The following is a 12,623-nucleotide window of genomic DNA, read 5'->3' as shown; positions in this document are numbered from 1 at the left end:
CGAATGAGCGAACCCTTCAAAACGATGCACTTGAACCTATTTGTACTGAATACAGGCCATCATGAAGCTTCCTGGCGGCATCCTGACACTACGCCTGAAGCTGTAGCGGACATTCATTATTATACCCGGCTCGCCCGGATGGCGGAGCAGGCGAAGATGGACTCCTTATTCATCGCTGACGCTCTTGTCCTGACACCCGCCATTGAACACAAAATCGGGGGAGGACTGGAGCCGCTTACCATGTTATCTGCACTTGCAATGAACACAGAGCGGATCGGTCTAATCGGCACCGTCTCCACAACTTATACGGAGCCGTACAATGCCGCACGCATGTTTGCTTCGCTGGATCATATCAGTGGAGGCAGAGCGGGCTGGAACAGCGTTACATCGGTAGGCGACGTGACGGCCGTTAATTTCGGAGGGGAGCGTCATCCTGTGCACAGTGAGCGTTATGAGCAAGCAAGAGAATTTCTTGACGTGGTTAAAGGCTTATGGAACGGCTGGGAAAAGGACGCGTTACTAGCAGACAAGGAGCGCGGCTTATTCACCGATTATCGTAAAATTCACCCGCTAAACCATAAAGGAAGATATTATTCCGTACAAGGTCCTTTGAACGTCACTAGATCGCCTCAGGTGTTTCCAGTCCTGGTACAAGCGGGGTCCTCCGATGCGGGCAAGGAATTAGCTGCAGAGACTGCAGAGCTGGTATTTACGGCTCAGGACACCATAGAGCATGCCAGGGCTTTCTATGCGGATTTGAAAGGGAGAATGACGAAATTCGGCAGAGATGCGGATGAATTAAAAATATTGCCTGGCTTCAGCCCCATTATCGGGGCGACGGAATCGGAAGCTCGAGAGAAAGAGGCGATGCTCACAAGTCTTATTAAACCGGATTTTGGGCTTATCCGCTTGTCGAACTCTCTTGAAATCGATTTGCACCACTACCCGCTTGACGGGCCCGTACCTTTGCACGACTTACCCGCTCTCAACGAAGTTAAGGGACAGAAAGCACGATTCGAGATGCTCGTGGATATGGTTAAAGCGGAGAACTTGACAATCCGGGAGTTAATTCACCGCACTGCCGCTGCGAGGGGGCATTTTACGTCGGTGGGAACTCCGAAGCAAGTTGCCGATGTGATGGAAGAGTGGGTTAGAAGCGGGGCGGCCGACGGGTTCAATGTGATGCCCCCGTATTTCCCTGGCGGTTTGGAAGACTTTGTTACTGGTGTCGTGCCGGAGCTCCAGAGACGGGGATTGTTTCGTACCGAATACAGCGGCCGTACGCTTAGGGAGCATTTTGGCTTGAAGCATCCGGACGTACAACGGATTAATGCAACCTAGTCTTAAGCTGGAGGAGACGGCTGAAGGCTGCTTGTATTGGCTGCGGGCGGCATGTGACGATTTTACAACATCAAAATGTTTAAGTTCTTTACAGCACTAAAGCGCGTATGAAGAGCATTCTGATTGGCGAATAAACCTACCATGCTTACGAAGTGAGTTTTGCTTTAGCAAAACTTTAAGGTCGCTCATCTTTGAAAGACCTCGATAGAGGTTTATCTCAGTACCCCCTTGCCCAACATCAAAGACGCCGAGAGGCGTTTTTGTTGGTAAATAACCAACCTTACCTATCTTCACGCTAGACGCCGAAACTGTATGCTTGCATTGCCTCATTGAAACACCAGGCTAGAGATGATCCCAAGTAAAACAAAAGTGAAGCAAACGGTCTCGGGAATGGCGCAGCCATATCCTTTTATTCTTAAAAATCAAAATCAATGAAGTCCGGGAGATATCTTTAGGAATTAATACCCGCCTGTGAATGGGCGACGACGACCGGACTTCCATGGGAGAGATGAAATGATGGCTGTTAGAAACTTGAAGCTTACGGTAGATTCTCACATTCAAAATGCGGGCGAACAGGAAAAACTAGCTCGTTTACATAGCTTGATCGTCAGAGCCGTATCGGCCATGAACATTGGCGAGCAAGTAAAAATTACGCTGGAGTATGCCGCACCGGTTGGAGGGTTCAAGGAAGAGCCGTTAAGTTCGAACGCCTACGGGCCGGTTTCGAGAAACCAGGTTTCGGTTCGTCCGTACATGCACGGTTCGAAGCTGAGCGAGCGGCAGCACCAGATTGCCGTCATGTTGTGCAATCACTATTCCATTAAAAAAATTGCAAATGAGTGCTGCGTTTCAGAGAATACGGTCAAAAAACATATGCAAAACATCAAAAAAACATTGGAGATCGAATGCTCCGGCGCAGACTTTATTTATACTCTTAAGCAAATGCTTTTCCCCGAGACAGTAATACGAAACGGATGATCGTTCCGTTCATGCTAATTTCTATCCCTTAAATCACAAAATTACTCCAATCGAATCATTAGGATTATCTGTTCGGAGAATTTACGCTCATTTCTCCGGTATGCTACGATAAAGCCACAAAGAATGATAATGATTATCATAATCATTATCATTCTTTTGTAAGTAGCGGTTCAGGAGGAGGAATAACGATGTCATCTATACTGCATGCGGACGCAAAGACGGCTTCAGTGAAAGGCTCCGTTGCCGAATGTGTGGGGCGGACTCCGCTCGTACATTTAAGCAGGCTGTTTCCGGAAAAGCACGTGCAGGTTATTGCCAAGCTGGAATATATGAACCCGGGAGGCAGCATGAAGGATAGGCCAGCCAGGTACATTATCGAGCAGGGACTGAGGACCGGTGCGATTGATTCCAGGACACATATTATCGAGAGTACCTCAGGCAATCTAGGCGTGGCTCTCGCTATGATGGCGCGCATCTACGGATTGTCCGTGACCTGCGTGGTTGATCCTAAAATCGCAAGCACGAACCTGAACATTTTACGCCAGATGGGCGCACAGATTGAAATGGTCAAGGAACGTGACGATCAAGGCGGGTATTTGATGACCCGAATTCGAAGGGTAAACGAACTTCTGAGGCAGGTACCGCACGCATTCTGGATTAATCAATATGCAAACGAGAATAACTGGAAAGCTCACTACGAAGGCACGGGAACAGAAATTACAGATGCTCTTGACCGCGCAGATCTATTGATTGCCGGTGTCAGCACCTCAGGCAGTATTATGGGGACCAGCCGAAAAATGCGCGAGAAATTTCCTCATCTGAAGGTTATTGCCGTCGATGCAGTCGGTTCGATCCTGTTTGGAGGGGCTCCAGGCAAGCGGGAGCTTCCGGGAATCGGCGCAAGCCGTGTCCCCGAAATATTGAACCGCACTGAAATCGACGGCGTGATTCACGTAAATGACAGGGAATCCGCGGAGGGCTGCCGTGAGCTTCTTTTAAAGGAAGGCATATTCGCCGGCGGTTCATCGGGCTCCGTCATGGCGGCCATTCGCAAGCTGCTTCCTTCATTGGAAGCTCTGCCCGATCGTCCGCTGCGGCTTGTTACGCTCCTGCCTGATCGCGGGGACCGCTATTTGGATTTAGTGTACGATGACGAGTGGGTTGCCCAATTACCATAATATGGGGAAAAGGAGAATGCATTTTATGATCTACCAAGCTGGAGTACAGCATCCTCTTGCTGCCGGAACGCTCTTAACCGCACCGGGATCAAATGGGCCGGAGCTGCTCTATCTGAACCGGGAGACGATCGCCGTGCTGGGCGGCGGTTCATCCCGCATGTATGTGGAGGCATTGGAGGAGGCGCTTGCGCTTCACGCCAAAGGAGACTTCGTACAGCCGCTGAAGCCGTATTTACGCTCGTCTGGGAAAGAAGGGCATATCGCTGACCGGATTATTGCAATGCCGGCGCATATTGGCGGCGAGATACCCTTATCGGGTATTAAGTGGATCGGGAGCAAGCACGACAACCCACAGATGCGGAAATTGGAGCGGGCGAGCGGCATTCTAGTGCTCAATGACGCTGCAAGCCATTATCCTGTAGCCGTTATGGAGGCTGGGCTGATCAGCAGCATGCGGACGGCAGCGGTTACCGTTGTGGCGGCAAAACGGCTGGCAAAGCAAGGATTCCATTCTGTCGCTTGCGTCGGATGCGGGCTGATTGCCAAGGCACAGCTGACCTCGATGCTGGAACACTATCCTCTTATTGAAGAGGTTCATCTGTTCGACCAGTCGGTGACGGCTGCAGAACGGCTCGCGGAGGTACTCCGTGTGCTCTCCCCACAAGTTAGAACAGTGATCTCTGGCAGCGCGGAGCAAGCGGTACGCCAAGGGGAAGTTGTCATTACCTGCACAGTAACGGATACGCCGTATATTCCGTTCGAGTGGCTTCGCAAAGGGGCTTTTGTCAGCAATATATCGATCATGGATGTGCATAAAGAAGCCTATCTACAAGCCGACAAAGTAGTTGTTGATGATTGGGAACAGTCCAATCGGGAGAAGAAGGTGCTGAACCAGCTCGTTTTGGAGGGAAAATTCTCAAGGGAGCAGCTGCATGCCGAGCTGGGAGAGATCGTGATCGGTACTAAGCCGGGGCGTGAAACTGATGACGAAATCATTATTTTAAATCCGATGGGCATGGCGATTGAAGATATTGCTTGCGCCCGCCGCATTTATTTGCAGGCACTACAGGAGGGTGCGGGACAGCGGCTTCCTTTATATTAATAGATCGGTTCACGAAAGGAGTATAGGGGATGCTGCACGAACAACATGTCCCGTTAAAAGCTGCTTCAGACCGATGCAGAGAGCTGGCGGAGCGCTCGGCACTCCGGGGACTGCTAAACAGCTTTTTGCGGGAGACAGGCATACAGGACCCGCGAATCGGAGAAGCATGGCCGGCATTTGTAGAAAGCTCAACAGCCACAGCTGTTAAGGCAGACATACTGCGGCAGCGCTCCGCTGATCACGGGGAAGTCTTCGTTCTGGCACTGGACCGGTCTGAAGAGTGGATTGCGGGGACCGTAACTTATTTTTCAATGATCGGCCAGCATGTGTACGGGGAAGCATTGTACACATCGACTACCGTCTTGCAAAACGATTCTTGCCAGACCGCGGATACTGAACAAGTCGTCGAAGCACTGCTGCTTGAGTTGAGCTATAGGGAGCCAAAGGCATCACGCAAGCAGCGAGTTGCGGAGCTCCGTGCGCAGATTTACAACAGTATCCGCAGGACGGTTCTTTATCTGGAGCGAGCGATGGATAATGCGGGGCGGGAAGTGGCTTGCTTGGATTACATCCGCTCCGAGCAAGCGCTATTGTACGGTCATCCGTTTCATCCGACACCTAAAAGCTCAGAGGGCTTCAGCGACGAAGACTTGACCGCCTATGTGCCTGAGCTGGGGGCAGCCTTTCCGCTGCATTACTTTGCTGTGGCCTCGGAGCTTCTCAGTGAGGAGTGGATCGGTGAAAGCCGTCCACCATCCCCGGCGGCAGCGGAGGCAGCACGCCGAAGACTAGGGGAGCGGGCAATCAATTATCGTCTGCTGCCGGTACATCCATGGCAGGCGGAATACATATCGCAGCTAAGTACCGTACGCCGGCTGATCGACAACGGCAGGCTGGTTCCGCTTGGTGTAGTTGGTGAAAAGGTTTATCCGACATCTTCGGTAAGGACCGTATGGGACCCGAAGGCCGGCATCTTTTATAAGCTGCCCATTCACGTTCGGATTACGAACTTTATCCGCGAGAATACGTCGGAGCAGCTTCGGCGTACGATGGATGCGGCGGCTGTGCTGAACCGTGCGCAGCTGGAAGGTTATTATACAGCAGGAGGACAAGCAGGTAGGGAGGGGGCGGTCAGAGAAAAGTCCGGAGTAGAGGGAATGCAAATTTTGCAGGAAACCGGCTACCAGACGGTATTGCTGCCGAACGAAGAAGCAGACGATGCGGAGCGGGAGATGGTGAGTTCGGCACTTGCTGTCGTCTACCGTCATGCCGTAGCGCTGGATGTGGAAGAGCAGAGCCGCTGTTTCGTCGTTGCATCGCTGTTTGAGGTGCCTCCCGGCCGTAAGGAGCCCTTGCTGTTCGAGGCCGTCCGGCAGTCCGGAGGCGGCAAGCTTCCTGATTGGCACGCATGGCTGTCAGCTTACTTGAGACTGTCGCTGCTGCCGCTTCTCCGCTTGTTTGCCGATAAGGGAATCAGCATGGAGGCCCATGTGCAAAATTCGCTGCTGACGCTTGCAGACGGCATGCCGGTCCGCTATTACGTCCGCGATCTCGAAGGCATTAGCGTGAGCAGGGAGCAGGCTATAGCTCATGGATGGACGCCGGACACCGTACCGGAGACCAGTCCAGTGTTGTATACACAAGCCGAGGCGTGGCTTAGGCTGCAGTATTATTTGATCGTTAACCATTTGGGGGCGCTGATTCATACTGTGGCACGATTCGATCAAAAAAGCGAAGCGGTCTATTGGCAGACGGTCCGGCAGGTTCTGCTCGATGATCGTGCTTATTTGGGGCGATCCGCCGGATTAGTCGTGTGCATCGATGATCTTCTGAACAAACGGAGCCTGCCTGCCAAAGCGAATTTGATCAGCCGGTTTCAAGGACGAGGAGAAACGCCCGATTTTGTAGAGATTCCGAATCCGATTTACTATTGCGGAGGTGAGTTCAAGTCATGAAAGGGTCGAATATATTGCAAAATGAAAACTTCACGCCCATAGCCTCAAAGGACGTCGATTGGGCAAAGGCACTAAGCTCACCGCAATATGCACAGGTAGAGCGAAGAATCCTTCGTCAGCTGGCGGAAGCACTGCTGTATGAAAACATTGCCCCCTACAGCCGATCCTCTTCCGAAGGAGCGGTGGACACGTTCCTTATCCAAGCTGTTGATACGAAGGGGCAAGCTGTCGCTTACATGATCCGTGGACGCACTACAGCAAGCTTCAACCGGATTCGTTTGAACCGCATAGAGCCAATCGTACGCAGGGACGCGGACGGCGTGAGGAGCGAGGCCCGGCTGGAGCAATTCGTTATTGAAGTCCTCGGACCGCACGTTCCTGGGGAGCGATTGGGCGGGTTTCTTGAAGAATTGGTGCAGACGCTGCTGAAGGATACGCAATCCCAGTATGTGAATCGGCATCGGGAGCTATCCGGCGAAGAGCGTATGTACGATGCCCTGGAAGGGAATATAATGGACGGCCACCCGTACCATCCGTGCTACAAATCCAGAATCGGCTTTAACGGGCCTGATAATGCAGCGTATGGGCCGGAGTTTCAACCCTTGCTGAAGCCGCTCTGGTTGGCATTGCCAGCCGAGGACAGTGTTCACGCGATTTCAGCCTCACTGCAGTCCTATGAATCCTTCATGGAAGCGGAGCTGGGTACGGAAACGATCGCTGATTTTACCGCCAGGCTCGAAGCCGCCGGGATCAATCCGCAACAGGTTCGTTACCTCCCCGTTCATCCCTGGCAATGGAGGGAAACGGCACTGCGCGTATTGTACCGCCAGCTGGCCGATGGGCAGGTAGTTGTACTTGGAGAAGGGCAGGATGGTTTCCGGCCACAGCAGTCCATCCGCACGCTGGCCAACGCGACTTCGCGGCATAAACCGTATGTAAAGCTGCCGATGAATCTGGTGAATACGTCCACAGGGCGGATGCTGGCCAAGCATACGATTTTGAATGCGCCATTGATTTCCGATTGGCTGAGCGGGCTGGTGCGTCAGGATCCGGAAGCGCAGCAGATGGATTTTGTACTGCTCCGCGAGGTGGCAGGTGTGGCTTATGATCATGAAACGCTGCCGGAGCTATTGAGACCCCGCGCCTATGGGACGCTTGGGGCAATATGGCGGGAAAGCCTTCATCTGTATCTTAGAGACGGAGAGGAAGCCGTACCGTTCAACGCTTTGTGTCATCTGGAACGTTCGGGGAAACCTTTCATCGATGCGTGGGTGCAGAACGAGGGAGTAGAGGCATGGACTTGGCAGCTGCTGGAGGCGGCGGTTCTTCCCTTAATTCATTTGCTTTTCGCTCATGGTGTGGCTCTAGAATCCCATGCCCAGAATATGATTCTGCTGCATAGAGCCGGAAGGCCCACACGTGTAGCCTTCAAGGATTTCCATGACGGAATCCGGTTTTCCCGGCGACATCTGGCTCATCCTGAAGCTTGCCCTCCATTGCACTCATTATCCGAGCATCATAGGCGGATTAATCCGAATTCTTTTATTGAAACGGAGCAGGCGGACGGGGTCCGGGATTTTGTCCATGATGCCTTCTTCTTCATTAATATGACAGAGCTGTGCTTCCTGCTGGAGGACCATTACGGGCTCTCGGAAAAAGCCTTCTGGCAAATGACGGCGCAGCTCATTCATGACTACTGCCGCAAGCACCCGCAGCACGAAGCGCGGTTTCAAGCTTTCGATTTATTTGCCGACACCATCGAAGTAGAGCAGCTGACGGCAAGACGGTTATTCGGGGACACGGAGCATCGTCTGCAGAAGGCGTCTAATCCGCTCCGGCCTTACCGGTGAGCGCTATGCTAAGAGAAAATCGTTTAAAGCGGAAGCTTGGGCTGGGGGAATCGGTATTCGGCTTGATCGGTTCGATCCCCTCGCCCGTTGTCGTGGAGATGATCGGCTGTGCGGGCTTTGATTTTATCATTATCGATACGGAGCATGTGCTAGTTAATCCGGAGACTCTAGAGCATATGATACGGGCCGCCGAGACGTCGGGTCTTACACCACTGGTGCGCGTGAGCGAGCCCAATCCGAAGGAAATACTGCGTGTTCTTGATGCCGGCGCCCTCGGGATCGTCGTTCCCCATGTGGAGACCCGGGAGCAGGCGGAGCTAATTGTTCGTGCCTGCAAATACGGGCCTATCGGCAGCCGAAGCTTGAACAGCGGCCGGGCCGGAACGTTCGGTAAATATGACTTGACGCGATACATTGAGAGGGCAAACGAGGAGGTAATGGTCGTTCCCATGATCGAGAGTAGAACCGGGGTGGAGCATGCCGAGATGATTTTGTCGGTTCCGGGCATCGACATGGTGCTGGAGGGTGCTGCGGATTTATCGCAATCTTACGGGATTCCGTGGAAAACCCGTTCACCTCAGGTGAAGGAGGGATTGAGGCAGCTGTATGCCGCCTCCATTAAGGCAGGCGTGCCTTATTGCGCCATTCCGCGCGCCGCAGAGGATTATGCTGAATGGCAAGAGCTTGGCGTGAAATCGTTCGTGCTGGGTGATGAACGAGGTGTTTCGTTTCGTGCGTTGAGGTCGCATCTGCAGGCGTTTCACCCTGAGCACAGGGCATAGGTGGCTGGCTCCGGTCAGCCAGGGTCAGACCGAAAGGCTGACTGTGGTGCAAAGCCTGAGAGCGGTCAGGAACTGTGAGTATAATGAGGAAAGGTGTGGGTGAGATTTAATGAGTCAGTTGGTTGCGGAAGATCATAAGGTTATATCCCGCATAGCACAGTGGAAGCAGGAGCGATCGGAGCCGGTGTGCGCCTTCTTCTATGATCTGAAGGCGCTTCGCGAGCATGTGAGCGCGTGCGTCAGCACACTGCCGGAAGGCTGCCGCTTGTTCTATGCCATGAAAGCGAATCCGGCCAAGGAGCTTTTGGAAGCCTTAGCTCCGATCGTTCATGGCTTCGAGACGGCGTCGATCGGCGAAATACGTAAGGTTCGCAGCGTTTCCGGCGATATTCCGGTTATTTTTGGCGGTCCCGGGAAAAAGGATACCGAGATTATCGAGGCGCTAGCTCTAGGCGTGACCTTAATTCATGCTGAAAGCACGCATGAACTGCGACGCATCTCGCATATTGCGGGACAGATGAACGTCAAGGCGTCCGTGCTGCTTCGCATCAATCTTAGAGCGTCTTTCCCTGAGGCCACTCTGGTCATGGCCGGCAGACCGACCCAGTTCGGAATTGACGAGGAGCAGGCTGGCAGCGCCATTGAGCTAGCGGCTGCACTGCCCCATATACAGCTGGAGGGCTTCCACCTGCATTCGATTTCAAATAACCTGGACGCCCGTCTACATGCCAAGCTCGTATCTGTGTACTTGGAGCGCGTTCAGCAATGGCAGGCCCGTTACGACCTGCGGCTCCGCTATCTTAATGCAGGCGGAGGGTTTGGCATCTCGTATACGGATTTGGAACGTAAATTCGATTGGCCTGAGTTTACGTCAGAACTGCGCAACGTACTTGAAGCGACGCGGCTACCCGGTGTAGAGCTGTTATTTGAGCCGGGTCGTTATTTGGCAGCTGCCTGCGGCTATTACGCCGCCGAGGTCATCGATCTCAAATGCAACCATGGCAAGCATTACGCCATACTTCGGGGCGGCTCGCACCATTTTCGGCTTCCCGGTGCCTGGCAGCACAGCCATCCGTTCGACATTGTCCCATTAGAGAGATGGGATTATCCATTTGAACGGCCAGAGGTCCGCGATGTAGACATCACAGCAGCCGGAGAGCTTTGCACACCGAAAGATGTGCTGGCGAAGGATGTTCGTGTATCCCGTCTACGTGTCGGAGACGTACTTTTGTTTCGTTATACCGGAGCGTACGGCTGGACGATTTCGGCCCACGATTTCTTAAGCCATGCCCATCCCGAGCATATCTTTATTGATCCGAGTTGACCAGGAGGTGATTTAAGATGAAAGAGGCCACCACAGAACTGCTCACAAGCAAAGGCAGGATCAGAATCGATCAGGCTTCACAGAATGGGGGCGGCATACGTTCTCTGCAGCAAGCAGAGGAAAAGATACTGTCTGATCTCATCAACGCACTTCTGGCAGAAGGCTTGTGGGATGTTGGCGGACGCGGTGAAATCATCGAAGCGGGAGAGCTGCTGTCTACGGATAGCTTCGCAGGGAGTGTTCTTAGGGCTCTGCTTACGGCAGAGGATCACGAGCTGTCCGAGCGTAGGTCATCTTCTGATTGCATAAAGCTGTTTCGCTGGCGTCGTCTTCCTTCGGATGCATCGTATCTGCTGTTTCCGGTCCGGCCGGCGATCGTTCAGGCCTATCGTCATGTGACCGGGGGAGGCGTGTATGAGGTGTCCCCGGCAGCACAGGCTGTTCCTGTCCGTATTGGTGCTATGGAAGTATGGAGCCGTATAACAGGTGCATTATACCCGGTGAACGCTGGTCAAACGGATTGGGAGAAGGAAAACGGCGTGACCCGCTTGACAAAGCTGCTGCAGCTGACGCTGGAGCAAACCGGCTGGACCTGCGAGGAGCAGTCTGGTACCTCACAGGTCTCCATCGGCACGAATCCGCCGCAATTGGAGGATTTGGCAGGTCTTGAGCGGCTGGCAGCCTTCCGGGATCGCCCGTTTCATCCGGTCGCAAAGGCCAAGGGTGGCTGGAGTCGGCAGGATTACCAGCGCTACAGTGCAGAATTCGAGCAGCCGATCACGCTGCGATGGGTTGCGGTGCAGCGACGGCATTTGCTGCAAAGTGGAGGCGCTCGAGTGTCAGAGACGGACGCTCCTCCAAGCCCTGCGGAGCTGCTGCTGAGCGTGGAGGAGCAGGGACTGTTGAAGAAAGCTATGCAGCGACTTCAGCTGCCGGAGGATGAATATATCGCGCTGCCCGTTCACCCTTGGCAGCTGGACGTAATCCTGCCTGTAATGCTGGCGAACGAGCAGGCAGCAGGTGACTTCGTGCCGTTGGATGTGGTGACCGGCACTTATTATGCGAGCTCGTCCGCTCGTTCCTTAGCTCCGGCCAGCGGAGGTACGGCGCATGTGAAGCTGCCCCTTGGAATTGTATCGCTTGGTGCTGTCCGCTATTTGCCTGCGGTACACATGATGAATGGGGAGCGCGGACAGCGCCTGCTGGAGCAGGCGAAAGAACGTGATCCCGTACTTCGGGATCAGTTAAGCCTGTGCGACGAAACATGCTGGTGGGCTTACCTGCCGGAATCTGCCGATTATTTTGACGATCCGCCGAGACATTTGTCCGCTTTGGTTCGAAAATATCCATCCAGCTTGATGGAGTCGGATGGAACGGCACTCGTGCCGATGTCGGCGTTGGCAGCCTATGCGCTGAACGGCTCGCATGTTTTGGATGCATGGATGCGGGTGAAGGGGGAGGAGCCGAGCCCAGCAGGAGCCGAGGTATTGTTCGGCGAGGTATGCCTGCACTTTCTCCATCTTTGCTTGCGGCTGTTCCGGCTAGGTGTCATGCCCGAAATTCACGGGCAGAATGCGGTGCTTGTTGTAAAGGACGGGCATGCAGCAGGTCTGCTGCTCCGAGATCACGATTCTGTCCGCTTGTACCTTCCGTGGATGGAAGAAAATGGGCTCGCTGATCCCTGCTACAAGATGAAGCCGGGTTATCCTAATTCCTTGTATAACGGGACACCTCAAAAGCTCTTGTACTATTTGCAAACCTTAGGCATTCAGGTCAATCTATATTCCATTCTTGAAGCGGTCGCCGAACATTACGCTATCCATGAGAGTCGGTTATGGCAGGTTATGAAAAGCAGCCTCCTGCAGGCTATGGAGCTAGCAGAGCTCTCTTCCGACGTCAGAGCTATTGTCGAGCAAGCGATGTTTGATCAACCGGTTTGGCCATGGAAAAACCTGCTCAAGCCGCTGCTGGAGCAGGAGGGAGTTCCTTCGGGCAGCATGCCTTCAGGCGCCGGGCAATCGGTGAATCCGTTTCATCGTTTGAGCCTCGATTGAAAAGCTCACAAGAATAAAACAAATCCCCACTGAAATATCAGCAGGGGATTTGCCTTTTT

The 12,623-nt window shown here is 53.5% G+C and carries 9 protein-coding genes; all 9 read left to right on the top strand.

Annotated features, from left to right (window positions below; genetic code table 11):
• Positions 1-3: 3 nt before the first annotated feature.
• The 9 genes from ABEA66_RS15365 to ABEA66_RS15325 all read left to right on the top strand — a co-directional run bounded on the left by ABEA66_RS15365 (position 4) and on the right by ABEA66_RS15325 (position 12,564).
• The gene (locus ABEA66_RS15365) at positions 4-1,341 is read left to right on the top strand and encodes an LLM class flavin-dependent oxidoreductase (protein WP_345588594.1); all 1,338 of its coding nucleotides are present in this window, start codon (positions 4-6) and stop codon (positions 1,339-1,341) included.
• A 513-nt stretch (positions 1,342-1,854) separates the two neighbouring features.
• Positions 1,855-2,319: a response regulator transcription factor gene (locus ABEA66_RS15360; protein WP_079913221.1), complete on the top strand. Its 465-nt coding sequence runs from the start codon at positions 1,855-1,857 to the stop codon at positions 2,317-2,319.
• A 188-nt stretch (positions 2,320-2,507) separates the two neighbouring features.
• Entirely contained in the window at positions 2,508-3,497 is a 990-nt protein-coding gene (gene sbnA, locus ABEA66_RS15355) for a 2,3-diaminopropionate biosynthesis protein SbnA (protein ID WP_345588591.1), read from the top strand.
• 25 nt (positions 3,498-3,522) lie between these two features.
• Positions 3,523-4,599: a 2,3-diaminopropionate biosynthesis protein SbnB gene (gene sbnB / locus ABEA66_RS15350; RefSeq protein WP_345588589.1), complete on the top strand. Its 1,077-nt coding sequence runs from the start codon at positions 3,523-3,525 to the stop codon at positions 4,597-4,599.
• A gap of 29 nt (positions 4,600-4,628) precedes the next feature.
• Positions 4,629-6,554, top strand: a complete 1,926-nt coding sequence (locus tag ABEA66_RS15345) for an IucA/IucC family protein (protein ID WP_345588587.1) — start codon at positions 4,629-4,631, stop codon at positions 6,552-6,554.
• Positions 6,551-8,404, top strand: a complete 1,854-nt coding sequence (locus ABEA66_RS15340) for an IucA/IucC family protein (protein WP_345588585.1) — start codon at positions 6,551-6,553, stop codon at positions 8,402-8,404. Before ABEA66_RS15345 ends, ABEA66_RS15340 begins: the two co-directional genes overlap by 4 nt.
• A gap of 5 nt (positions 8,405-8,409) precedes the next feature.
• Positions 8,410-9,186, top strand: a complete 777-nt coding sequence (locus ABEA66_RS15335) for an HpcH/HpaI aldolase family protein (protein WP_345588583.1) — start codon at positions 8,410-8,412, stop codon at positions 9,184-9,186.
• 109 nt (positions 9,187-9,295) lie between these two features.
• Positions 9,296-10,510 (top strand): type III PLP-dependent enzyme, encoded by a 1,215-nt coding sequence (locus ABEA66_RS15330; protein ID WP_345588581.1) that lies wholly within the window; start codon positions 9,296-9,298, stop codon positions 10,508-10,510.
• 17 nt (positions 10,511-10,527) lie between these two features.
• Positions 10,528-12,564: an IucA/IucC family protein gene (locus ABEA66_RS15325; protein WP_345588579.1), complete on the top strand. Its 2,037-nt coding sequence runs from the start codon at positions 10,528-10,530 to the stop codon at positions 12,562-12,564.
• The last annotated feature ends 59 nt before the right edge of the window (positions 12,565-12,623 follow it).

The organism is Paenibacillus vulneris, assembly GCF_039543185.1.
Classification (GTDB): Bacteria; Bacillota; Bacilli; order Paenibacillales; family NBRC-103111; genus Paenibacillus_S; species Paenibacillus_S vulneris.
Note: the sequence above shows the minus strand (reverse complement) of the source record. Positions and strands in the feature narration are given on the sequence as shown.